Here is a 25,321-nt window from a genome sequence, read left to right as displayed (position 1 = left end):
TGGTACGTTCGATTTTGACCGAATCGTAACCTGCGATAGCATCGCGTGATCACAGGTGCTCTGCAAGATTAATTGCTTATCTACACCATACTCAAAAAAACGGCGTCCCAAGAGACCAAATGGCACCCCAGGAGCAAATAAAGAATGCCTGATACGAAAGATGCGACACCTTCCTTACCGCAGGAAGGCATGCTGGCACCGGATTTTACCTTAGCCACAGATTCGCAAGGACAATTCACTCTATCAGAACAAACTGGCCAGTCGGTCGTCGTTTATTTTTATCCAAAAGATGACACACCAGGCTGCACAAAAGAAGCAATTGCCTTTACCGAAAATGCGGCTGAGTTTGAAAAACACAATGCTGTTATCATCGGCATTTCGCCCGATACACCACTAAAGCATGACAAGTTTAAGGCGAAACACGGACTTAACGTCACACTTGGGGCAGATATCGAGAAAGAAGTTTGTGAGGCCTACGGGGTCTGGGTGGAAAAAAACATGTACGGAAAGAAGTACATGGGCGTTGAACGCTCCACATTTCTCGTTGATAAAGAAGGCAAGATTGCCAAGATTTGGCGTAAGGTCCGCGTTCCCGGCCACGTCGAAAAGGTCTTGGAAGAATTACAAGGTCTGAGCCAGTAAAGAATGCCAAAACTTCCGGGCAACAATGATGCGGATGCGTTTGCAGGGCAAGCGCATCTCACCCTCCCTGAAAACACCAGCGTAAAGTCTCTTAGAGACGGCGCCCGCCAAATCCTCGAAACATCTGATTTGGATCTGAAAGTCGCGCTTGCGTATTACGTTGCAAATCAATGGTTCAAAGGAGCCTTGTCCATTTCCCGTGGCACAGGTGAAAGGCCCATGCCGGACCGCCCTGGTCGCCCAGCAAAACCCGAGCTCCTTCCACCTCGAGACATGCCCAAACGCGCAGTTGGAGGGAAAAACGGCAAGATCGCCCTGCTCCATTCTCTGGCACACATCGAGCTCAATGCCATCGATCTCACCTGGGACCTGATCGGCCGCTTTACCCATGTGCCCATGCCACGCTCCTACTATGACGACTTTGTCCGCGTTGGCTTGGAAGAGGCAAAACATTTCACACTCATTCAAGAGCGCCTTGCAAAGCTTGGGCATGCCTATGGCGATCTGCCAGCCCATGACGGTCTCTGGCAAGCAGCCCAGTCAACCGGCAAGGACCTGATAGCACGTTTGGCAATTATTCCACTCGTGCTCGAAGCCAGAGGCCTCGACATCACCCCATCCATGATCGAGAAGGCCAACGCCACAGGCGATGAAGACACTGCCAGCGTGTTGCATGTGATCTACCACGACGAGAAAGGCCATGTTGCCTATGGAGCAAAATGGTTCCGCTTCATGTGTGACAGGCACCGTGTACGTCCTGAGCCTCGTTTTCAACAGCTCGTAAAACAACATTTTAAAGGACCACTGAAGCCCCCGTTTAATGACAGAGCAAGATCTGAAGCAGGTCTCACTCCGGGCTTCTATCGACCGCTCATCAAATTGACCCAATGATACACTGCACTTAGACTTTATTAACCATAACTAACTTTAATTGAATTTAACAAATCATTTCCAGTAGGCAAACTGAGCAAGTGGTCATCCGATGAAGCTTTCCAGGTGCAGTGAGTTTTCTAACAATTACAACCAATTGAAATTGGATGGCCCAATGTGGCTTTCGCGCATCACATCTGAGCTGCGCGTAATTCCTCCGATGGCCTATTGGATTTCCGGTCTTGCAGCAACGGCGGTCGTCTCCGCAGTATTGGCAAGCAGCTTTCAACAGTCTCTCAGCGAGATGCGGCTTAATTCAACATTATCCAGAGAATTGGCGCTCCGTGAAAACTATGAAAGCGAAATTCGGGATCTCAAATTTCAGCTCGGCGAGATGCGCGGACGGCTGGATCAGGACACATCAGGTCTCAACGCTCCCGCTCGCAAGCAGCAAGCGCAGCTATTGCGGCAGTTTCAGGAGATCGAAGCACTGGTTACGCTGGCGGAGCAATCAAACCTTGTCCTCTCCGCTATCCCGCCCTCTCCAAAGCGCAAACCGCTACAAAGAGACGTCAGCGCGACCAACACCCACAAACTATCGTTTGCATCACAAAAAAGCGGTGCGCCATTTGATATTCTGAAAACACTGTCAAGCAAGCAGTCCACCGCGCCACAGCCAGCTGCCCCTCACAAAGACTTCTACGCAAAGCAAGCGCAAGGGCAACTCTTGCTCACCGCTTACACACAAGCGGCTATGGACGACATAAAACGTGCAAACACGCTGCTTAAGAAAGCTGGCGTTGCACAGCCTGTCTTTGTCACCCCAAGTTCATCTGCTGGCGGCATCTATCAGGACATTGGGTCTGCGGATTTGGACAGCAGTATGATTGCAGCGCGCCGGATCATTGAACAACGCATTGAATTAAATACCAAAGTGGATGCCTTGCCATTTGGCCGCCCACTCTCCAGCTTCAATATATCCAGTGCGTACGGAGCCCGAACAGACCCGTTCCTCGGCAAACCTGCGATCCACACTGGTCTGGATTTCAAAGCACCTCGCGGAACCTCAGTCAAAGCAACCGGCACCGGCATTGTCTCACTCTCACGATACAACGGCGGCTATGGCCTTTCCGTGGAAATCGTACACGACAATGGTCTCGTCACCCGCTACGCCCACATGCACAAGCTACTCGTCAGCGAAGGCCAGCGCATCAACATGGGCGATATTATAGGTACTGTCGGCAATACGGGCCGCTCAACAGGCCCTCATCTCCACTATGAGGTGCGCCTCAACGGCACGCCAGTCAACCCAATGCGCTTCATCCGCACCGGCGACAGGCTAGCAGCGATTTTCAAGCCCAAAAAACAAACCAAAATCGCACTCAATCTGCCGTAATGCTCTAAAGCAACTCCTTTAATGTCGCTTCACTTGCAATACACATGAGCTAACATAGGTTAGGTCCATACTTAGCCTATTTCTTCAACCGTTACCTTGAGTGTATTTTTCATGAGATTTAAGTTTGCACTTTACCTTGCCCCTCTCCTAATACTCGCATTACCAAACAATAGTGACGCCCGCGCGATGGTCACAACCTTTTCTAAAGCTTCTCTAAAAGACCTAAAACCTCTAATAGAAGATGGAGTGCTAAAAGCAGAAGATGTGGGGTTCATCAAAGTTCATACGACCTACTCCCTACAACTTTTTCGCATCGAGGATACAGAAAGATGCGATGGTTACTTATGCGAAGGCATTCTGGTCGTTCCGCATGGAAAAGGTAATTTCTATATCAATCTTCCGGTTTCAAACCAGATACTCAAAAGCGATCATCTGCAAGAGAACGCAAGTATCTCTGGTATAATAGACACCATATATCTGATCAGCGAAGATGGCTGCTATAAAACAACGGTTAGCTACGCACCTCGACAACCACTTAAAGTTAGGCAAAACCTTCCAGACAAACATTGCTTGCAACACAAAAAGCCCCGAAACTGAGTTCCGGGGCTTTTCTAATTCATTGCAGAAGATAAGGCTTAGTCGAGATCTTCAACCGCGGCAGGCGCGTTGCCGAATGCACGGTGCGCCAGCGTTGCTTCCATGAACTTATCCAGATCGCCATCCAGAACGTCAGAAGGCGCAGTGCTTTCCACGCCAGTCCGCAGGTCCTTCACAAGCTGATATGGCTGCAGAACATAAGAGCGGATCTGATGCCCCCAACCGATATCGGTCTTGGAAGCAGCATCCTTGCTCGCCTGATCTTCACGGCGCTGCAACTCAGCCTCATAAAGACGTGCACGAAGCATATCCCACGCAGTTGCGCGGTTTTTATGCTGTGAACGCTCACTCTGACACTGCACGACAATACCTGTTGGATTGTGCGTAATACGAACAGCAGAGTCAGTCGTGTTCACGTGCTGACCACCAGCACCAGAGGCACGATAGGTATCAATGCGGCAATCGCTTTCGTTGATCTCGATATTGATGCTGTCATCAATAACCGGATAAACCCAGACGGACGCAAAGGACGTATGACGACGTGCATTGGAGTCATATGGCGAGATGCGAACAAGACGGTGAACGCCTGCTTCGGTCTTCATCCAGCCGTAAGCATTCTCACCTTTAACAAGCAAAGTTGCAGACTTGATGCCCGCTTCTTCGCCGTCATTGTATTCCATCAGCTCGACCTTATAGCCGTGCTGCTCACCCCAACGGCGATACATGCGCAGAAGCATGCTGGCCCAGTCCTGACTTTCAGTACCGCCCGCACCGGAATTGATCTCGATATACGTATCATTTCCGTCGGCTTCACCAGAAAGCAAGGACTGCAACTGCAGCTTATTGACCTGTTCCAGCATAGCTTTCAAAGCAGCTTCAGCCTCGTCAACAACGGACTGATCCTCTTCCATCTCGCCCATCTCAATCAGTTCCTGATTGTCAACGAGATCCTGCTCAAGCTTGCGAACACCGCCAATGCTGTCATCCAGTTGCTGACGTTCACGCATCAGTTTTTGCGCATTCGTCGGGTCATTCCAAAGATTTGGATCTTCAGAAAGCGCATTGAGTTCATCTAGACGGACAAGTGCAGTGTCCCAGTCAAAGATGCCTCCTCAGCAGGCTTATGGCCTGCTTGATTTCGTCGACGATGGCCTCCATTTCGGCGCGCATCGGATACCTCACTTTTTTGAAAAACAACTGTGCAGTCAATAACACTGCGTCGGGTGCGAACATAATCGCAGCAAACGATTTCCGCAATCAGCCAGACCACAGAAACTGTGGGCTGGTCATGCAGTTAGCAAGACCAGCCCATGAAGTTTTTAGTAAAGTCCGCCTGTACCGGACATAACGGCGCGCCCGGCTTCCGGAGACAGATCCTGGCGGATACCAATCTCATCCTGGAAGCCAATGACAGAGTAACTGTCTGGTGGCGATGTGCCTGGCTTGAAGGATTCCAGAATTGTACCCGGAGCCCCGGCACCGGCCCGCAGACCAGTACGGCGGTTGATAGATACCAGACGCAATCCGTTTGGAACACGGAACTCCAATGGAGGCGCATCCTTCAGAGCATCCTTCATGAAGGCCGTGAAGATTGGCGCAGCAACCTGACCGCCAGTCGCACCGCGGCCCATCTTGCGCGGAGTATCATATCCAACAAACACACCCACTGTCAGTTCTGGTGTAAAGCCAACGAACCATGCATCACGCTCATCATTGGTGGTACCAGTTTTACCAGCAACAGGACGGCCAACAGCTTTAACACTCGTCGCCGTACCGCGCTTGACCACACCTTCCATCATGGAGGTGATCTGGTAGGCGGTCATAGGATCAAGCACCTGCTCACGAGTATCAATAAGCTCAGGTTCTCCCTGATTGCTCCAATACTCTTCGGAGCAGTCTGTGCAAACAAGCTGATCGTTCTGATAGATAGTCTCACCATAACGGTTCTGGATACGGTCAATCAGAGTAGGCTGCACTCGGCGCCCGCCATTGGCCATCATGGAATAGGCCGCTGTCATGCGCATCACGGTGGTTTCGCCTGCACCAAGAGACATGGAGAGCACCGGCATCATATTGTCATCAATGCCAAAACTGCGTGCATATTCAGCAACCAGATCCATGCCCATGTCCTGAGCAAGACGAACAGTCATCACGTTACGGGACAGTTCAATACCCGTACGCAGAGTAGACGGACCATAGAACTTGCCACCATAGTTCTGTGGCTTCCAGGGGTCCTGCCCCGGTCCTTGCTCAATCTCAACAGGCGCATCGAGCACCACTGAAGACGGCGTATAGCCATTATCCAGCGCAGCCGCATAGACGAACGGTTTGAACACAGAGCCCGGCTGACGCCAAGCCTGCGTCGCGCGGTTAAACTGGCTTTCGGCGTAGCTGAAACCACCAACCAGCGCCACAACGCGGCCAGTATTCGGGTCCATAGCAACAATGGCGCCTGAAACCTCAGGCACCTGCCGCAGCACATACTTGCCACTCGCCTGACGCTGAACGTAAATGACATCACCCGGGCTTAATACTTCCTGCACATTGCGAGGAGCACGCCCATTGACGCGAGCCCATTTCATATCACTCAGAGAGAGATCTGCACGGACACGCTCAGTAGAAAGCTTCCGGTTTGCCATGCGCTTTGGACGAAGACCTACAACGGCTTTCTGATTACTCACAGACAGAACCACCGCACTCGTCCACTCAGGAACATCGTTCAGCGTCTGAACTTTGGCAAGCGCCGCGCCCCAGTCGCTGGAGGTGATTTCAATCGTGCTGATCGGACCGCGCCATTTCCCGCGCTTATGGTCAAAGTCAACCAGGCCGTCACGCAGTGCCTTACGCGCCTTCAGCTGCATGTCAGGATCAAGGGATGTACGAACGGACAGACCGTCCTCATAAAGCTTCTCTTCACCGTACTGACCGGCCAACTGGCGTCGCACAGCCTCAGAGAAGTACTCAGAGCCTTTCACGAGGTTACCGGTTGGACGCAGCTTAACATCAAGAGGCTTAGCCTTCGCTTCAATACCTTCCTGAACTGTCACGTAACCGTTCTCAACCATACGGTCGATAACCCAGTTCCGGCGCTCAATCGCACGGTCTCTGTAGCGGTATGGGTGATAGTTGGACGGGCCTTTAGGAACCGCAGCGAGATATGCAATCTCTTCAAGCTCAAGCTCGTGAACAGATTTATCAAAAAGGATCAGGGAAGCAGCGCCAACACCGTATGCGCCAACACCGAGATAAATCTCATTCAGATAAAGCTCAAGGATCTCTTCTTTCGTAAACGCTTGCTCGATACGCAAAGCAAGAAGCGCTTCTTTGATCTTGCGCTCATACTTCTGCTCACCGGTCAAAAGGAAGTTCTTTGCAACCTGCTGCGTAATCGTGGACGCACCAACAAGGCGGCGACCAGACCCACTGTTACGAACGTTGGTGATCACCGCACGGCCAATGCCCCACGGATCGATCCCGATGTGTTCATAAAAGTTCTTATCTTCAGCAGACAAGAAAGCTTGCTTCACACGGTCCGGAATAGCTTGAATCGGAATAAACAAACGCCGTTCACGCGCGAACTCATACATAAGATGACCATCAGCAGCATGCACACGTGTCATGACTGGCGGCTCATAATCCTTCAGCGCGGTGTAGTCCGGCAGATCCTTGGTTATGTCATTGAGATAAATCCACAATCCGGCGGCTGCAATCAGCCCCAGAACAACTGAAATCCCAAAGAGATATCCAATGAACTTTAAAAATAATCTCATATTCGGGCTCGTTTGCTTTCCCGCTAAGAATGTTCGTGTCGTGAAGCCAGCATTCCAGAGCCAGTTTCAAACGCCGTTCCTGATGCATTTCCCGTTAAGGGTCAAGAGGTCTCGCCCTGAATGAATGCAGCAGAATCGAATCCAGACTTCACTGTTACAGTTTGGCACCCAATCGCTTTTCATTATGGCAAAGCTGAGGCAGGAACTTAGTCTTTATCCCACTGCAGCAGCGACATATACGCACCCGAAAAACAATCACACCAAACAGCTATTGCTGCGCAATTCTAGCCCGAAAGAAACCGTTCGTCGCTTGAACAATCGCATCCGACACGCGTTCCCGCCACTCATCAGAACCTAACATTTTCTCATCCAGATTATTGGAAAGAAATCCAAGTTCAATCAAAACAGACGGAACATCGTGGCTTTTCAGCACTTGAAACCCCGCAGAACGAAGAGGATTTTTAATAACTGTTGTGGCGCTTTTAAGTTCTTCAACCACCAACCGTGCAAAATGAATGGAAAAATTCTTGGTCTCACGGCGGGTGAGTTCAACCAAAATATCCGTAACCTCTTCAGGTTCATCAGAAAAATCGACCCCGCCAATCACATCCGAATAGTTTTCACGGCGCGCCAGCGCAGCCGCCATCCGGTCAGACGCTCGCTCTGAAAGAGTGTAGATTGAGGCCCCACGCGTCGTCTCTGCCCCATTTGTGATCGAATCCGCATGAATGGAGATGAACAGATCAGCCCCTTTCCCACGCGCCAGCTTGGTCCGGTTCCCCAAAGAGATGAATTTATCATCATCACGGGTTAGATAGACCTGATAGTAGCCAAGTTTATCCAGTTTCTCTTTCAAAAACCGGCCAAAATTCAGAACGATCGCCTTTTCAAGCGTGCCATTACTGCCAACTGCACCAGAATCAACACCGCCGTGTCCCGGATCGATAATGATCACGGGCAGATCGTTTTCAGTCGCTGCAGCTGGCTCTTGAGTGTCTTGCTTTGGAACAGACGCCGTCGCCCCTACTGGCTGCGCATGAGAGGTGGCCTGACCAACCGCAGCTTCAAACTCATCAGGAGAAGATTCGGTCAGATCAATAACCAGCCGTGTTGGTTGATCTTGTACGCCAGGCAGCAAAAAGGTTTTATCCAGAGCGACTGGAGAATTGAGATCAAGAACTACCCTGGAACGCCCTTTGGAGATGGAGCCATACCGCCAGGACCGAACCAGCCCCCGCCCTTTTGGCACGAAATCTCTTGGAAACTGGAAGGTGACAGACGGCAGATCAATCACCAACCGATAAGGGTGAGACAAGAATGAAAGGTTATATCCAACCTCACCATCCATATCCAGAATGAAGCGCGTCCGTGCCAGATCTCCGGCAACACGTGCATCAGAAACGACCGAAACCGCGTTTTGCGCCGATACAGCATTACTCATGGCAACAGTTGCAATGAGAGAAAACGCGACACAATAAAAGCTGAGAGCACAGAACCTGAATGCATGACTGATGCGGCTCACCTTTTCACTCCCCTATAGAAACACTGGCAATTTAGTTTAAATCAAGTTGAACGATTAAAACACGATTAAGCGAAAGTCACCCCGCCAAACCTATCATTAAGCATTGATTAACAACTGCAGCTTTCGTAGCAAGACATCGCCAGATCGATTTTCCCAAGCTTGCCAAGCGTCTCGAGGGATCGTAAAAGGTTTACTAGGACTTCGATTTGGAATTGTTCCGTAAAGTTGTGAGCCATATTTTTTGAAGCTGATATCCTGAGATTTTCGCAGTTTTCAAACTGATCGAAATGTTTCAAAAAGCCCATATGAGCCATTTGTGCCGTTTCCGGTTTGTTGATGAGGATACGGTATAAACCAACTGGAAGAGCAGTCTGCTCGAGAGCCAAGACAGAGTTTTGCCGTGACATTTTCGGTCATGGCGGGTTGTGAACAGATTTTCTGTCGCTTTGGATAAGTGCTTTATCCCCGAATTTTCGGAGAGATACGGCAGCTAGGCGCAGGAACAGACGTTTACAGATTGGAAGCCTGAAGAAGCGCTTCCATTTCAAGCATACCGCCTTATGGCGGTCAAAAGAGATCATTAAGGGCGAACGGTTTGTCAAAGCTACGCGCAAATACAAATGAACATGAGTTAAGAAGCAGTGCGCCGACGTGTCAGTCGGTCCCTTCTTGCCGTGGTCATGCGCGCCGCCGTCTCTCCTTTTCTACTAGCAACTTACATAACAAGTTGACCGACCTGACGATGTACAAATCTCAGCGCCACTCGCGCCGTCTTCAGTGTTTGGTCCTAAGGAACTCACTTCATGGCAAACAAGATGCTGATAGATGCGACCCACCCGGAGGAGACCCGGGTTACGGTCGTGCGCGGGAATCGGGTTGAGGAATTTGACTTTGAAGCCGCAAACAGAAAGCAGCTTCGCGGAAATATCTACCTAGCTAAAGTCACGCGAGTAGAGCCATCACTTCAGGCCGCTTTTGTTGAATATGGTGGCAACAGACACGGGTTCCTCGCCTTCAGCGAAATCCATCCGGATTATTATCAGCTCCCGAAAGAAGATCGGGAGGCCCTTGAAGCTCAGCTTGCAGCCGAAGCAGCTGCAAACCAGCGTGAACGTGCCCGCAGAGAAAAAGAAGAAGCAAAGCGTGAAGCCGAAATTCAGAAGGTTGCTGCAGCGAAAGCCGCAGAAGCCTCTGAAGATGTTGTTGCTGAGCTGATCGAAGCTGAAACCAGTGCTCTGGAAGCAGAACACGAGGCCGAAGCTCTTGCCAGCATGGATGCTCCTTTCCAGGATGACAGCATCGAGGATATCGAGGCGGAAGCTGCGGAAGAAGACGAAGCTGGCAATTCTACAGCGCAAAAAGCAAGCGCTCGTGATGCAATGGCTGCCAAGCCTTCTTCAAAAGAGCCTGTAGCTGAGGCTGATACTGCTGAAGACACAGAAGCTTCCGACAAAGCCGCATCAGAAGACGCGACTGAGGAAACTGCAGAAGAGACATCTGAAGCTGAAGAGCAGGATGATAACGAAGAGGGAGCGGAAGAAGAAGTTACCGCACGCCCTCGCCGTCTGCGCGACAACTATAAGATTCAAGAAGTCATCAAACGCCGCCAGCTGCTGCTGGTACAGGTCGTGAAGGAAGAGCGCGGAAATAAAGGCGCTGCTCTGACAACATACTTGTCCCTCGCTGGCCGTTACTCTGTTCTGATGCCAAACACCGACCGTGGCGGCGGGATTTCCCGCAAGATCACGAAGCCAACAGACCGCAAGCGCTTGAAGCAGGTTGCTGGTGATCTGGATGTGCCGAACGGCATGGGCGTTATCCTGCGTACAGCAGGCGCAAGCAGAACCAAAGCAGAAATCAAGCGTGACTTCGAGTACCTCCTGCGTCTTTGGGAAAATGTCCGCGAACTGACCCTTGATTCAGCAGCCCCTACCCTCGTTTACGAGGAAGGCAGCCTGATCAAGCGCTCTATTCGCGACCTGTACAACAAAGACATTGATCAGGTTATGGTCTCTGGCGAAGAAGGCTACCGTGAAGCGAAAGACTTCATGCGCATGCTGATGCCAAGCCATTCCAAGAATGTTCAGCCTTATCGCGATGCAACGCCAATCTTCACCCGTTTTGGTGTAGAAGCCCAGCTCGACGCAATGTTCTCACCACAGGTGACGCTGAAGTCCGGTGGCTACATTGTCATCAACCAGACAGAAGCTCTTGTTGCGATCGATGTGAACTCCGGGAAAGCAACCCGCGAACAGAACATTGAAGACACAGCTCAGGCAACCAACCTGGAAGCCGCAGAAGAAATTGCACGTCAACTTCGCCTGCGCGACCTCGCCGGTCTTGTGGTTATCGATTTCATTGATATGGAAGAGAACCGCAACAACCGCGCTGTTGAACGTCGCCTGAAAGAATGCCTGAAGTCTGACCGCGCCCGCATTCAGGTTGGCCGCATCTCACATTTCGGCTTGCTCGAAATGTCACGTCAGCGCATCCGCACCGGCGTACTCGAAAGCTCATCAGTTGTTTGCCCGCACTGCCATGGTTCTGGCATCGTGCGCTCAGTAGAATCTGTTGCTCTGCACATCCTCCGCTCCCTGGAAGATCAGCTGCTGCGTGGCTCTACTCACAACTTGAACCTGAGCACGCCAAATGAAGTGGCGATGTACATTCTCAACCAGAAGCGCCATCACTTGATGGATCTGGAGCGTCGCTTCGGTCTGGAAATCTCTATTCTCGGAGACGACACCGTCACCGAACAGCACTTCACTTTGGAGCGCGGCGAGCTTGCAACACCAAGCGAGCGTACGCAGCCTCTGCCAGCTACAGTTCAGCCGGACACCATCTTCCCCGTTGAGGAGGAAGAAGAAGAAGACATCGTTGAAGAAGCTGTAGAGGAAGAGAAGCAAGAAGCAGCTGATGAGGACGGCAATGATCGTCGTCGTCGTCGTCGCCGTCGTCGTCGTCGCACTGGCAACGAGAAAGACGAAGCTGAGCAGCAGGAGACAACATCTGCGAGCGCTGAAGAGCCGTCCGCTGAAGAAGACGCATCCTCTGAAGAAAAGTCAGCTGACGCGGACTCTACTGAGCTAACAGACGAAGAAGAAGATCGCCGCCGCAAGCGTCGCCGTGGTCGCCGTGGTGGCCGCCGCTCTCGTCGCAGAAGCGCATCTGATGAAAACGGCGAGAACGGTGAAAGCTCCGAGGAAGCAGAAGGCTCAAAAGAAAGTTCTGCGGACAGCGTTGAAGAGATCATCGCAGAAGCAAAATCTGAGACCGCAGATGAGGCAGTAGCTGTAGAAGACACTGCTACTCCTGCAGAGCCGGTAACAGAGGCTGTAGCTGAAGAAGAGCGGAAGAAAGAAACCCGCAAGCCTCGCCGTCGTCGCAGAGTAAAACCTGCACCTGAGGAAACAGCTGAAAAGGAAGCTTCTACAGAAGTAACCGAAGCCCCTGCCCCTCAGGCAGAAGAAACTTCAGACGTCGCGGTGAAAGAAGCTCCAGCAGAAGTGGCAGTACAAGCAGAGCAACCTGCGGAAGCTCCGGCAGAACCAGTGAGCAAGCCTGCAGAACCGATTGCTGAGCAGCCTAAAGAAGAAAAGCCTGCGGAAGTCGCTAAGGTTGAAGTGAAGGAAGAAGCTCCGGCTGTCGAGGCCCCTAAAGCTGCAGAAGCAGAAGTTGAGGCCGAAGCACCAGCGAAACCGAAAGCGCCAACCAAACCGGTTGTGACATCGCATAAGGTTGTTGAAGGGGAAACCGTTGCCGTTGAAGGCGATGATGACTCGCCGCGCCGCACAGGTTGGTGGCAGCGCCGCTCTTTCTTCTAAGAAGAAACAAGTTCAAAAAAAGCCCGCTCAACTGAGCGGGCTTTTTTATTGCCTGTTACTTGAGCCAGTTTTCCAACCGCTCCACCGCAAGCTTGATATCAGGCCCCTTCCCCGCAAAGGAAAAGCGCATGTATTGTTTCCCGCGCGTCAGATCGAAATCTACGCCGGGTGTTGCCGCAATGTGTGTCTCTGCCAACATCTTCTGACAGAACTCCATAGAATCGTTGGTGAGCTTTGAAACACCCGCATACACATAGAACGCGCCGTCAACCGGCAGCACATCAAAACCAAGCTGAGGAAGATGATCAAGCAGCACCTGCCTGTTGGCAGCATACCCAGCCTTGATCTTCTCATAATCCTCCGTCGCATCAAAAGCAGCAGCTGCAGTCACCTGCGCCAGCTCTGGGGGCGAAATGTAAAGGCTCTGCGCAATCCGCTCAATCGGACGTACAAGCACTTCAGGCAACACCATCCAGCCAATACGCCAACCTGTCATGCAATAGTATTTGGAAAAGCTATTGACGATGATCGCTTTGTCCGTAAAACGGAGCGCCGTCTCCTCCTCCATATCATAGGCAAGCCCGTGGTAAATCTCATCGGAGATGAACCACAAATCCATAGCCTCGCAAGCCTCAACCAATGCCTTGAGAGCATCAGGAGACATCATGGTCCCGGTTGGATTCGCCGGGCTGGCCACAAGCACGCCCTTTAGCGGCTTCTCCTTATGCACTGCCTCAAGAATCTCAGGGGTAAGCGACCAGCGCGTTTCCGGGCCGACCTCAATCTCCACACACTCCAGCCCTAACACCTCAATAATATTGCGGTAGGCCGGATAGCCCGGAGATGTAATTGCAATGCGGTCCCCTCTGTCAAACCCGGCAAGAAACGCAAGGTTAATACCGGCAGAAGAACCCGTAGTTGCAAAGATGCGAGATTCTGGAACCTCTAATCCGAAGGTTTGCTTATAGTAGCGAGCAATGCTCTTCTTCAGCAACGGAATGCCCTGTGCTTCCGTGTATCCCAATCGGCCAGAAGACAGATGGTCATGTGCAACCTTCAAAACCGTGTCAGGAACAGGCGCTCCCGGCTGCCCCACTTCCATGTGCAGCACATGTTCTCCGCTTTGCTCAAGGCGGTTGGCAGCATTCAGCACTTCCATAGCTTGAAAAGGCAGGACTTCACTACGTTTTGATCCCATTAATACTGACAAATGCATTCCCTCTTATTTCTTCTTCTCAGAGCCTGTGCTTTAATTTTTCGGGCTACCTAGCAATTTTGCCTAATAACTGCCTATCTTGGGTGGTTAAGGCTTATTTGAAAGTCTATGTAGTACTTTAAGTGCGAACCGCTCTGCGCCTGCCAAGCCAATTAAGGGGACTTGACGTGCAATTTAAGAACAATGCATTGAAACGTGTGATTGAACCAGTCAAATCACAAGCAACAAAGTTTGCGCGCAAAATTCTTATAACAGCAACCGCACTTTCACTGGTTGTACCTAATGTGGCAATCACCACAGCTCAAGCTCAACAAAAGAAGGGGCTCCCCCTCGTTCGCGATGCAGAAACTGAAGATCTGCTGCGCGAATACGCCAAACCGATATTCCGGGCAGCTGGACTTCCTGCCAATCAGGTTGAGATCATTTTGGTCAACGACAAGAGCTTTAACGCCTTCGTTCCAGACAGCCGCAGGATGTTTATCAACCTCGGCGTCATTATGGATGCCAAAACGCCAAGCGAAGTGATCGGCGTGATCGCACACGAGACCGGCCATATTGCAGGCAACCATCTGGTTCGCATGCGCCAGGCAGCGTCAAACGCACAGATCATGTCTGTTATCGGCATGATCCTGGGTGCAGGCGCTATGGCAGCAGGTGCAACCACGGGCAACAGCTCTATAGCCCGCGGTGGTGCAGCAGCCGTCTCCGGCGGCGGAGCGCTCGCCCAACGAAGTTTCTTGTCCTATCGCAGATCTGAAGAATCGTCAGCTGACCAGGCAGCCCTGCGCTACCTCGATCGCATCGGCGTTTCTGCCAAGGGCATGCTCACAACATTTGAACGCATGGCGGATCAGGCCTTGTTCTCAGCTCAGTATGTAGATCCATACGCGCTCAGCCACCCCATGCCGCGCGCCCGTTTCAACGCCCTTCAAAACAGGGCTCAAAAGGCGAAGCACTTTAACAAGAAAGACCCTGAGCGCCTTCAGCTGAAGCATGACATGGTCAAAGCCAAACTACTTGCATTCACCAGTCACAGAAACTCAGTTTATCGTGCCTATCCGGAAAGAGACAAAAGCCTCCCTGCGCAGTATGCCCGTGCTATTGCCAGCATGAGGTCCGACAAAGCGTCAAAAGCTGTTAGAAAAATTGACGCCTTGATCTCAAAAGCGCCGGAATATCCGTATTTTTATGAAATCAAAGGACAGGCGCTGCTCGAAGGCGGCAAGCCGAAAGCCGCAATTGCGCCATTCCGTAAGGCGCTGGCGCTTTATCCTGGCAATCCGCATTTTGAAATCTGGCTGGGCTTCGCAATGGTCGCATCCGATGACAAGCGATACCTGAAAGAAGCAAAGAGCATTTTGACCAGAGCTCTGCGAAAAGACAGATATTCCATGAACGGCTATGCCCAGCTTGCAATCGCGAATGCCCGTCTGGGCGATATCGCTGGAGCAGATCTGGCAACCGCTCAAAGCCATATGACCCGCGGCGATGTTCGCAGCGCACAGCGCTACGCAAAACGCGCTCAGAAAAAATTGAAAGTCGGCTCACCCGCCTGGCAACAAGCTGACGATATACTGTCAGTCAAAGTGCCTCAGCTCAGACGCCGCTAACAAATTAGACTGATAAAAATCAAGCACCCGAACAGGGTTACAGGAGACGTCATGAACAAACTCATTCGCAGAGCTGCGATCACATGTGCAGCAACGTTCGCCCTGCTGCCAGCAACTTTTTCTGCACAAGCAGAAACAGTGAACCGCGCTGAAGTCGAAACAATCATCAAGGAATACCTTGTCGCAAATCCGGAAATCGTGCTGGAAGCGCTTCAGGAACTTGATAAGCGCCGCCTCGCAGAAGAAGAAAGCGCACGCAAAGGCGCTATCTCCAGCCTCTCTGATGAGATCTACAACAGCGACTACCAGATTGTCCTCGGTAACCCAGACGGCGACGTCACGCTCGTAGAGCTGTTTGACTACAACTGCGGTTACTGTAAGCGCGCACTGTCTGACCTTGTTCGCCTCGTAGACGAAGACAAGAACCTCCGCGTTGTCTTGAAAGAATTCCCTGTACTGGGCAAAGCATCTCAGGAAGCTGCACGCGTTGCGATCGCAGTTGCTGAAGTCGCACCAGAAAAATACGAGGACTTCCACCTCGCACTTCTGGGCCAGCCTGGCCGCGCAAACCTCGCGAGCAGCCTGAAAGTTGCGAAAGATCTCGGGATCTCTGATGCAGATCTGGAAAAATCAATGAAGTCCAACCGCGCCGCTGAAACCTTCCAGGAAGTATTCACGATTGCTGAACAGCTCGGCATCACCGGAACCCCTTCCTACATTTTGGGTGAAGAAGTGATTGTTGGAGCCGTCGGCTACGACACTTTGAAGGAAAAAATTGCAGCTGAACGCGAGTAGATTGGTCCCAATCGCGCATATCAACGCATTTTCGCAGCTTTATCCTTAAGAACTCAACTCAGAGCGGACAAAGGTCTTTTCCTTGGTCCGCTCTGACCATATAAGAGGGCCAGTTATGTTTATTTGCCTGGCTACGCTTTACCAATACGTCAAGTAAACCTAGCGTATTACACAGAGTTTTTGAGAACAGATTGGTTGCGTAGGCGCAACTACATTTGTGTACTTCTGAGTAAATCAAAGCGTTATGTGCCTTTCTGCGCTAATAAACATGATATTGCCTTATGCTCAGCCTAGGCACTCCGGATGCATACTTTTTAAAAGACAGCATCTCGCAAATAGAGAATTAATGGCTATCTAAGCAGTTAATAACCAACTGCTTGCGTAGTTCATTCAGTCAGAAAGTCCGCATTTGCTCTGAGCAATTGGATTTTCACAGATTATTAAAGGCCATCCTTGCTGCACAGTCGCTTTGGGGGCCAAACCGAAGGCTCCTGGCATTAGTCAGGGCATTTCGAACTGGACGATGAAAACGATGACGAAAGAAACTAAGTTTGATCAGGAAATGATCCGCCAGCTTGCAAATGTGCTGGACGAAACCAACCTGACCGAAATCGAAGTGGAACAAAAAGATCTCCGCGTTCGTGTCGCTCGTCAGCTGACAGTGGGTGCAGTGGCACCAGTAGCAGCACCTGCTCCTGTCGCTGCGCCGGCACCAGCAGCGGCTGCACCTGTAGAGATTGCAGTTTCTGCAGATGCTGCAAATCATCCGGGCGCAGTAACTTCTCCAATGGTTGGCACAGCCTATCTGGCACCAGAGCCAGGCGCGTCAGTCTTTATTGAAGTAGGCAAGTCCATCAAGAAGGGCGACACCATTCTGATCATTGAAGCGATGAAGACCATGAATCAGATCCCTTCACCAAAGTCAGGCACTGTGACTGCAATTCTGGTTGAAGATAGTCAGCCAGTTGAATTCGGCGAACCACTTATCATCATCGAATAACAGGCGAAGTCTCTATGTTCTCAAAGATCCTCATCGCAAACCGCGGCGAGATCGCACTCCGCATCCTTCGGGCATGTAAAGAGCTTGGCATTCGCACTGTTGCGGTCCACTCTACTGCTGACGAAGATGCGATGCATGTGCGCCTTGCTGACGAAAGTGTTTGTATTGGTCCGCCGGTAGCGCGCGACAGCTACCTCAACATCCCGCAGATTCTGGCAGCCTGTGAAATCACTGGCGCCGACGCTGTGCATCCCGGTTATGGTTTCCTGTCCGAGAATGCACGCTTTGCGGAAATTCTTGAGGCACACGGCATCACCTTTATCGGCCCTACCTCAGAGCACATCCGTGTGATGGGCGATAAAATTCAGGCGAAAACCACGGCAAAAGAACTGGGCATTCCAGTTGTGCCGGGTTCTGATGGTGGCATCACTCCTGAAGACGACGTCCATGCAATCGCTAAGGAAATCGGTTACCCGGTTCTCGTAAAAGCGGCAGCAGGCGGCGGTGGCCGCGGCATGAAGGTCGCCCTGACAGCTGAAGATCTGGATACTGCGATCTCAACCGCACGCTCCGAATCCAAAGCAGCCTTTGGCGATGATGCTCTGTACATGGAAAAGTACCTCGGCAAACCACGCCACATTGAGGTGCAGGTACTGGGTGATGGTCAGGGCAATGCAATCCACCTTGGTGAGCGCGACTGTTCTTTGCAGCGCCGCCACCAGAAGGTATTCGAAGAGTGCCCATCCCCTGCGCTCAATGAAGAGCAACGGATGGAAATCGGCGAAGTTTGTGCAGACGCTATGCGTAAGCTCAAGTATCGCGGTGCAGGTACAATCGAATTCCTCTATGAAAACGGTGAGTTCTACTTCATTGAAATGAACACCCGTTTGCAGGTGGAACATCCTGTAACCGAGATGGTAACCGGCATTGATCTTGTGATCGAACAGATCCGCATCGCTGGTGGTTCTACTCTGTCAATCAATCAGGAAGAAGTTCGCTTCTCTGGTCATGCGATTGAGTGCCGTATCAACGCAGAGCATCCTCTGACCTTCGCACCATCTCCGGGCACAATCACCTATTACCACCCACCGGGCGGTCTGGGTGTGCGCGTAGATTCAGGCGTTTATCAGGGCTACAAAATTCCTCCACATTATGACAGCCTGATCGGTAAGTTGATCGTTCATGGCCGGACCCGTGTGGAATGTATGATGCGCCTGCGTCGTGCTCTGAGCGAGTTTGTGGTTGATGGCATCAACACAACTGTTCCGCTCTTCACAGAGCTTCTGGACAATCAGGATATCGCCAACGGCGCCTATGATATCCATTGGCTTGAGAAGTTCCTGGAAGCGCACATCGCAGCACAGAACTCCGAAGAAAACTGAGGAGATTTAGGGAGGTCAAAAGCAGGCCAGCATGGAATTTAAGATTACCCCACAAATTCTGCTTAAAGCATACGCTTGTGGCATCTTTCCAATGGCTGAGACTGCTGACTCTCCTGATCTTTTCTGGATTGATCCCGAGCGGCGAGGTATCTTGCCGCTCGATTCATTTCACATCCCCAAACGGCTCGCCAGAACCGTCCGCTCCGACAAGTTTGTCGTTCGAGCCTCCCGTGATTTCAAAGCAGTAATCTCTCACTGCGCGACAACCACCTCAGAGCGCAAAGAGACATGGATCAACACTGAGATCCGCAAGCTCTACACTGCACTTTTTGCCATGGGGTATTGCCACACAATCGAGGTCTATAACGCCGCTGACGAGCTCGTTGGCGGCCTTTACGGTGTATCACTAGGCGGTGCCTTCTTTGGGGAGAGCATGTTCTCACTGGAGCGGGATGCCTCCAAGGTTGCCCTTGTGCATCTGTATGGCCGTCTGCTCTATGGAGGCTACAGGTTACTGGACGCTCAGTTCGTGACAGAACATCTGGAACAGTTCGGGGCGACAGAAGTTCCCAAAGAGCAGTATGGCAAGTTGCTGGAAAATGCGCTGATGGTACTCGGAGATTTTCACGCTCTACCGCAGGAAAGCTCTGGCAAATTAGTGCTGCAGATCATCGAGGATATGCGCCCTGCTCCACCTAAAACCAAAAACGGCCTCATCTGAGAGGCCGCATCATTTACCGCAGTGTTGCAACAACCTTCGGTCGTGGCACCGGAATTTCCCCTGAAGAAACAAAGTCTTTCCCAGCTAGATCATCCTCTTCGGAAACAAGATCAACAGCAGGACCAGCGTATCCTTCTGGTGGCGGTACAGAAGTCGTTTTCTTACAGTTGATCAGCCAGATGTCATAGACGCTGTGCTCAACAGCGTGCACACCAGGGTTACTTGCGAACATCCAGCCACTGAAAATCCGGCGAACTTTACTGTCAAGCGTAAGCTCGTCAACCTCAATAAACGCAGTGGTTTGAGAGGCTTCTGTCCGAGGCCGGGAATTACAAACGCGCGGCGTTACCTGAAGTGCGCCAAACTGAACTGTCTCATCAATATAGACATCAAACGTGGTAATGCGGCCGGTGATTTTATCCAGCCCTTTGAACACTGCAACCGGGTTTTTAATTGGTGTCTGAGCTTGTGCAGGCAATGCCAATGCTGCCCCACCGATCAACGCAGCAAGTGCGCAGGATGCAGCGCGCCCAAGATATTTACGCATTGTAAAACCCATAAAACTTTCCAGCAGCTAGTGATTCAAACGCCCAAGCTGTAAAGGGCTTAGCACTGGAATGCTACGGGGAAAAGGCCAGAACGAGGCAAACACGCGGCAATCGCTGAGGAATCTCAGCTAACCCACAGGCGTTGCGCGAAAGCCACGATAACCCACCGGCAAATTTTACTTAAATAACAAGGCGTGGATTGTCCAAATGGTCTTGAGTGGCTGGTTTCATAGAGCAGGAAGCAGCCAACAACCGAGACCTCAATGCAAGCAGAGCAATCGCACTCGATAACCCAGCAACAACAGCCACACCGGGCCTCCAGTGTACTATGCGTTGGTTTGCGTTATTTGTGCGTTACACGCGTTTTTGCTGCGTTTTTTTGCGTTCTTTTGTTCCTGGCACTCTCGAGCCAGGCTCCCGCCCAGTCCCTCTACCAGAAGTACATCAAACAGCAGCAAAAGGAGATCCTGAAAGCTCCCTCAGAAAAGCCAGAGATGCCATCTGACGAAAACGGCATGCCGGAGACACTACGCATGCCGGCAATGCCTTTGATGGAGTTTCGCGCAAAAGACATCATCGGCATGTTCCCTCTCGCACCTGCCGACACCAGCTCTCCAAGAGCAACGCTGGACAGCTTCCTCGATATCATGGAGGAAACAAACCACCTCATTCAGGAAGCTTACGAAGAAAACACAGGCATGGGTGCGTTCTCCATGGAAACGCTCGGTATGAGTAAAAATCATGAGCACATCCAGAACCAGATCCATCTCGCCGAGATTCTTCTGGAGCGTGCCAGAGGCTGCTTTGATCTTTCCGGCCTCCCGAGCGCAACACGCCAGCAAACGTCACTGGAACTGGTCCTGCAGCTCAAAGAGATTCTGGACCGCATCCCACTTCCCCCCTTCCCGGATATCCCCGGAACAGCAGCAGGCACCTACGACTTCAATCAGGCCGATTTGGAGAGCTCCTGGACGATCCCATTCACCCAAATCGTCATCACCAGGATGACTGAGGGGCCGCAGCAAGGAGACTATGTCTTCTCAGCAGAAACAGTGGACCGGATCCCGGAGTTTTATGAGGAAGTCAAAGCACTCCCGTCCCGCTCCTCCATTCCGCAAGACCTTTACCACTTCTTCGCCAGCAGTCCCGGGCACCTGCTTCCGCCAGCCTGGTTCTCGTTGATTGAAAGCCAACCTCCATGGCTACTGGAGCTGTATTATGGACAGGCCGTCTGGCAATGGTTCGCGCTGATCCTGATCACTGCAATTGCGGCAGTCATTCTTTTCTTCTTCGTCACCACCATGCGGCGCTTACCAGATCGCAAGAAGCCGGTTCGGCGGCAAGTACTCAGCATCATCACCTCCGGCGTCATTGTCGGCTCTCTCATTTTCCTGCGTTATCTGGCTGATTATCAAATCAACATCGGTGGCCCGGTTCTGCAAGTCTATGACCTGACCATCGAAACGCTCGTCTGGATTGGCGGCGCAGTCATCATATACAAGGTCCTCCGCCTCATGAGCGAGCTGGTGTTGCTCAAGAACCGCGGCGTTGCCTCCATCGACCGCAGCATCATCCGCACAGCAACGCAGTTCTTCGCCATCCTGTGCGCTCTCATTTTGCTCACGTACGGCGCGACCCGCCTGAACATCCCGCTCTACGGCATCATCGCAGGTATCAGTGTTGGCGGCCTCGCCATCGCCCTGGCCGCTCAACCCACGCTCGAAAACCTTCTCGGCGGCCTGATTCTCTATGCAGACGGCATTGTCCGTGTCGGAGATTATTGCGAGTTCAACAAGGTCCGCGGTCACGTAACATCCATCGGCATGCGCTCAACCCGCATCAGAACAACGGACAGAACGCTGGTCACCATCCCCAACGCCGACCTTGCCAAGATGAACTTCATGAACTTCACACTGAAGGACCATTTCCGCGTCGTTCTCAGATTTGCATTGAAGTACGACACCAGCGCCGAGCAACTGGAAAAGCTCATCTCCAAGATCAAACGGATGCTGGCCAAACATCCGCTGTCTCAACCCGATGCAGCAAAAGTGAGGCTGGAGAACATTGATGAAAACGGCATTGTGATCCAGATCGAAGACAGTGTTCAGGCAGCAACCCGGGATGAGTATCTCGCTATTCAGGAGAGCATCATCATCCGCACCCTGAAACTCATTTCAGATCAGAACATCGAAGTCGCCCACCCCTTCGTCACCAATTACGGTGAAAACAGCAGCCTCCAACCGCCCGAAACTCCAGTTGCCCCGGCTGTGAAACCTAAGCAAGAACCCAGCCCAAAAGCTGAGGACAAACCCAAAACTAAAGCCCGGAAAACAAAGAAAAAGAAGGCTTGAACAAAAAACGCGGCCCAGAAGAGCCGCGTTTTGCAAAATTCAAAAGATGAACAAGCCTTAGCCCAAAGCTGCGAGGCGCTCCAAAGCGGCATCCATCTTTTCCTTGCGCTCAGCAAGTTCAGCCACTTTTTCTTTCTCAGCAGCAACGACATCTTCCGGAGCTTTTGCAAGGAAGCGCTCGTTTTCAAGCTTCTTGGAGATCTTGGTGAGTTCACCAACGATCTTGTCCAAAGACTTGCCAAGACGTGCCTTTTCCGCATCCAGATCAATGACACCAGCAAGCAGCAGGCAAACGGTCGCTTCGCCAACAACAATCTGAGCAGAGCCCTGTGGGATCTCATCAGCAGTGGTGACCGTTTCAGCACGCGCGTTCTTCATGATCGCCGCTTCGTGGATTTCCAGACGGGCTTTGGTCTGCTCAGAAGCACCACACAGAACAACAGGAACCTTCGCTCCAGCTGGAACGTTCATTTCAGAACGAACAGAGCGGATCTGGACAATCATGTCGATCAGCCAGTTGATCTCAGCAGCAGCCTCGCCATCTTCACCAATGGAGGTCGGCCAGGCAGAAAGCGCCAGAAGCTTCTCGCGCTTGTTCTCGCCATCTTCAACCGTACGCATCCAAAGCTCTTCCGTGATGAACGGCATGAACGGGTGCAGAAGCTTCAGGATCTCATCACGAGCCCAGGCTGTTGTGGCACGAACTTCTTCCTTGGCCGCTTCATCATCGCTGTAGAAGATCGGCTTGGTCAGCTCAACATACCAGTCACAGAATGTATTCCAGACAAAGCGGTATGCACCACCAGCCGCATCGTTGAAGCGGTATGTATCAATCGCCTCAGAAACTTCGCGAATAGCGCGGCTGGTTTCAGTCACGATCCAGCGGTTCACGGTCTGCTTAACAAGCGCAGGGTCAAAGCCATCTACAGCATGACACTCGTTCATTTCCGCAAAGCGGCAAACGTTCCAGAGCTTGGTTGTAAAGTTGCGATAACCAGCAACACGAGACGTCGCCAGCTTGATATCGCGGCCCTGTGCAGCCATGGCAGCAAGCGTGAAGCGCAGCGCATCTGCACTGTATTCTTCAATCAGCGCCAGCGGATCAATCACATTGCCCTTGGACTTGGACATCTTCGCGCCCTTCTCGTCACGGACGAGGGCGTGAATGTAAACCGTGTCGAAAGGCTCAGTCTTCATGTAGTGCTTGCCCATCATCATCATACGGGCAACCCAGAAGAAGATGATATCAAAGCCGGTCACAAGAACAGACGTTGGGTAATAACGTGCAAGCTCAGCGGTTTTATCCGGCCAGCCCATAGTCGAGAACGGCCACAACGCAGAAGAGAACCAGGTATCCAGAACATCTTCATCGCGGTACATGGCAACAAAATCAGCGTCTCCGGCATCATGCGCAGCAAGAGCGTCGTTCTGTTCCATCAGCTTAACAGGCTTGCCGTAAAATTCTGCAGCAGCAGCCAAAGCTTCTTCTTCGCTCTTTTCAACGAAGAACTTACCTTCCGGGCCATACCACGCAGGAATACGGTGTCCCCACCACAACTGACGGGAAATACACCACGGCTGGATGTTTTCCATCCACTCGTAATAGGTCTTGTCCCAGTTGGCAGGAACGAACTTGGTACGACCTTCACGAACAGATGCAATAGCAGGCTGGGCCATGGTCTTGGCATCAACATACCACTGGTCAGTCAGCATAGGCTCAATCGGAACGCCGCCACGGTCCCCATGTGGAACCATGTTGACGTGATCAACAACCTCATCCAGCAGACCGCGCTCTTCCAGCATGGAAACAATCAGCTTGCGCGCCGCAAAGCGCTCAACACCTTCAAGTGTTTCCAGTGTTTTGCTCAGCTCATCGGTCAGTTCCAGACCATCCATAAAGCCTTCTGCTTCACGCAGAACAATGTTGGCTTCACGGTCCATGATGGAAATCTGACGCAAGGAATGACGCTTACCAATGTCAAAGTCATTGAAATCGTGCGCAGGCGTAACCTTCATCGCGCCTGTGCCGGTTTCAAGATCAACATAGTCATCAGCAAGGATTGGAATACGACGGCCAACCAGCGGCAGGATAATATCTTCGCCCTGCAGCTCTTTAAAGCGCTCATCATCCGGATGAACGATAACAGCCGTATCACCCAGCATGGTTTCCGGGCGAGTGGTCGCAATCACGATGTAATCACGCGTCTCAAACTCGGTCGCCTTGCCGTCTTCATCAAACGCAACAGGGTGCTGGTACGTCACACCATCCGCCAGCGGATAGCGGAAATGCCACATGTTGCCCTGCATTTCCTTCTGCTCAACTTCCAGATCAGAAATCGCAGTCAGAAGTTTAGGATCCCAGTTCACAAGGCGCTTGTCCTTGTAAATCAGATCCTCTTTGTAAAGAGAAACAAACACTTCCAGAACAGCCTTGGAAAGGCCTTCGTCCATGGTGAAACGCTCACGGGACCAGTCACAAGACGCACCAAGGCGCTTAAGCTGGTTAAAGATCATCCCGCCGGACTCACCTTTCCATTTCCACACACGTTCAATAAACGCTTCACGGCCAAGGTCACGACGCGTGACATTGCCGCCGTCAGCAGCCATCTGGCGCTCAACGACCATTTGTGTCGCAATACCTGCGTGGTCCATACCCGGCTGCCACAAAACGTCGCGACCACGCATACGCTGGTAGCGAACCATAATGTCCTGCAAAGTGTTGTTGAGAGCATGGCCCATATGCAGAGAGCCTGTCACATTCGGCGGCGGAATCACGATTGAGTAGGTCGCAGCTCCATCTTCTGCGCCCGCACCTGCCTTAAAGGCCCCTGCCTGTTCCCAAGCGTCGTAAATCCGCGGCTCAACAGAGGCCGCCTCATATGTTTTATCCAGCATACCTAAAAGCTCTTCCACTTATGGAGTTTGTCTGGTGTAAATCGGATGCACTCGCCTAAGTCAACCTTTCATGCAGTTACAGAGCATATTTGAGCGACAAATACCCAAACAGCCCACACCACAGATCAGTTTTGACACGGTTTTCTTAGAAAGAGTAGCAGAGAGCGGATGTGTGAAGGGGA

The 25,321-nt window shown here is 51.7% G+C and carries 17 protein-coding genes; 11 read left to right on the top strand and 6 right to left on the bottom strand.

Features of this window, described 5'->3' with window-relative positions; genetic code table 11:
* Nucleotides 1–144: 144 nt before the first annotated feature.
* The 4 genes from bcp (at nucleotide 145) to PsAD5_RS13045 (ending at nucleotide 3,505) form a co-directional block, all read left to right on the top strand.
* A complete protein-coding gene (gene bcp, locus PsAD5_RS13060; RefSeq protein WP_063289046.1) occupies nucleotides 145–642 on the top strand; it encodes a thioredoxin-dependent thiol peroxidase in 498 nt (165 codons plus the stop codon).
* 3 nt (nucleotides 643–645) lie between these two features.
* Entirely contained in the window at nucleotides 646–1,533 is an 888-nt protein-coding gene (locus PsAD5_RS13055) for a ferritin-like domain-containing protein (RefSeq protein WP_063292436.1), read from the top strand.
* Nucleotides 1,534–1,687: 154 nt separating this feature from the next.
* Complete coding sequence (locus PsAD5_RS13050) at nucleotides 1,688–2,908, top strand: M23 family metallopeptidase (RefSeq protein WP_063292435.1); 1,221 nt, start codon at nucleotides 1,688–1,690, stop codon at nucleotides 2,906–2,908.
* 111 nt (nucleotides 2,909–3,019) lie between these two features.
* On the top strand, nucleotides 3,020–3,505 hold the full coding sequence (locus tag PsAD5_RS13045) for a hypothetical protein (protein ID WP_063289048.1): 486 nt from the start codon (nucleotides 3,020–3,022) through the stop codon (nucleotides 3,503–3,505).
* A gap of 38 nt (nucleotides 3,506–3,543) precedes the next feature.
* On the opposite strand, the gene prfB is transcribed toward PsAD5_RS13045, so the two are convergent.
* The 3 genes from prfB to PsAD5_RS13030 all read right to left on the bottom strand — a co-directional run bounded on the left by prfB (nucleotide 3,544) and on the right by PsAD5_RS13030 (nucleotide 8,797).
* A protein-coding gene (gene prfB, locus PsAD5_RS13040) for a peptide chain release factor 2 (RefSeq protein WP_153040788.1) occupies nucleotides 3,544–4,675 on the bottom strand; the annotation gives its coding sequence in 2 pieces (ribosomal slippage) (nucleotides 3,544–4,605 and nucleotides 4,607–4,675; 1,131 coding nt in all).
* A 149-nt stretch (nucleotides 4,676–4,824) separates the two neighbouring features.
* Complete coding sequence (locus tag PsAD5_RS13035; RefSeq protein WP_063292433.1) at nucleotides 4,825–7,275, bottom strand: penicillin-binding protein 1A; 2,451 nt, start codon at nucleotides 7,273–7,275, stop codon at nucleotides 4,825–4,827.
* A 268-nt stretch (nucleotides 7,276–7,543) separates the two neighbouring features.
* The gene (locus tag PsAD5_RS13030) at nucleotides 7,544–8,797 is read right to left on the bottom strand and encodes an N-acetylmuramoyl-L-alanine amidase (RefSeq protein ID WP_063292432.1); all 1,254 of its coding nucleotides are present in this window, start codon (nucleotides 8,795–8,797) and stop codon (nucleotides 7,544–7,546) included.
* 803 nt (nucleotides 8,798–9,600) lie between these two features.
* On the opposite strand from PsAD5_RS13030, the gene PsAD5_RS13020 reads away from it, so the two are divergent.
* Nucleotides 9,601–12,621, top strand: a complete 3,021-nt coding sequence (locus tag PsAD5_RS13020) for a ribonuclease E/G (RefSeq protein WP_063292431.1) — start codon at nucleotides 9,601–9,603, stop codon at nucleotides 12,619–12,621.
* A 55-nt stretch (nucleotides 12,622–12,676) separates the two neighbouring features.
* Here the strand turns inward: PsAD5_RS13020 and PsAD5_RS13015 are convergent, their stop codons facing one another.
* Nucleotides 12,677–13,819 carry a pyridoxal phosphate-dependent aminotransferase gene (locus PsAD5_RS13015; protein ID WP_063292430.1) on the bottom strand — a complete coding sequence of 381 codons (1,143 nt, stop codon included), beginning with the start codon at nucleotides 13,817–13,819 and terminating at the stop codon, nucleotides 12,677–12,679.
* 185 nt (nucleotides 13,820–14,004) lie between these two features.
* Here PsAD5_RS13015 and PsAD5_RS13010 point away from each other — a divergent pair, with 185 nt between their 5' ends.
* The 5 genes from PsAD5_RS13010 to aat all read left to right on the top strand — a co-directional run bounded on the left by PsAD5_RS13010 (nucleotide 14,005) and on the right by aat (nucleotide 19,345).
* Entirely contained in the window at nucleotides 14,005–15,447 is a 1,443-nt protein-coding gene (locus PsAD5_RS13010) for a M48 family metalloprotease (RefSeq protein WP_057464437.1), read from the top strand.
* Nucleotides 15,448–15,498: 51 nt separating this feature from the next.
* Nucleotides 15,499–16,242: a DsbA family protein gene (locus PsAD5_RS13005; protein ID WP_063292429.1), complete on the top strand. Its 744-nt coding sequence runs from the start codon at nucleotides 15,499–15,501 to the stop codon at nucleotides 16,240–16,242.
* 523 nt (nucleotides 16,243–16,765) lie between these two features.
* Nucleotides 16,766–17,242, top strand: a complete 477-nt coding sequence (gene accB / locus PsAD5_RS13000) for an acetyl-CoA carboxylase biotin carboxyl carrier protein (RefSeq protein ID WP_063292428.1) — start codon at nucleotides 16,766–16,768, stop codon at nucleotides 17,240–17,242.
* A 14-nt stretch (nucleotides 17,243–17,256) separates the two neighbouring features.
* The gene (gene accC / locus PsAD5_RS12995) at nucleotides 17,257–18,624 is read left to right on the top strand and encodes an acetyl-CoA carboxylase biotin carboxylase subunit (RefSeq protein ID WP_063289054.1); all 1,368 of its coding nucleotides are present in this window, start codon (nucleotides 17,257–17,259) and stop codon (nucleotides 18,622–18,624) included.
* A 31-nt stretch (nucleotides 18,625–18,655) separates the two neighbouring features.
* A complete protein-coding gene (gene aat / locus PsAD5_RS12990; protein WP_063292427.1) occupies nucleotides 18,656–19,345 on the top strand; it encodes a leucyl/phenylalanyl-tRNA--protein transferase in 690 nt (229 codons plus the stop codon).
* A 13-nt stretch (nucleotides 19,346–19,358) separates the two neighbouring features.
* Here the strand turns inward: aat and PsAD5_RS12985 are convergent, their stop codons facing one another.
* Entirely contained in the window at nucleotides 19,359–19,904 is a 546-nt protein-coding gene (locus PsAD5_RS12985; protein WP_063292426.1) for a DUF2155 domain-containing protein, read from the bottom strand.
* A 378-nt stretch (nucleotides 19,905–20,282) separates the two neighbouring features.
* Here PsAD5_RS12985 and PsAD5_RS12980 point away from each other — a divergent pair, with 378 nt between their 5' ends.
* Nucleotides 20,283–22,244, top strand: a complete 1,962-nt coding sequence (locus PsAD5_RS12980) for a mechanosensitive ion channel family protein (protein WP_063292525.1) — start codon at nucleotides 20,283–20,285, stop codon at nucleotides 22,242–22,244.
* A 57-nt stretch (nucleotides 22,245–22,301) separates the two neighbouring features.
* Here PsAD5_RS12980 and PsAD5_RS12975 read toward each other — a convergent pair whose 3' ends face one another.
* Entirely contained in the window at nucleotides 22,302–25,139 is a 2,838-nt protein-coding gene (locus tag PsAD5_RS12975; protein WP_063292425.1) for a valine--tRNA ligase, read from the bottom strand.
* Between the last annotated feature and the right edge of the window lie 182 nt (nucleotides 25,140–25,321).

The sequence above is a fragment of the Pseudovibrio sp. Ad5 genome, from assembly GCF_001623095.1.
In the GTDB taxonomy this organism is placed as follows: domain Bacteria; phylum Pseudomonadota; class Alphaproteobacteria; order Rhizobiales; family Stappiaceae; genus Pseudovibrio.
This window is presented reverse-complemented; position numbering and strand designations above follow the sequence as displayed.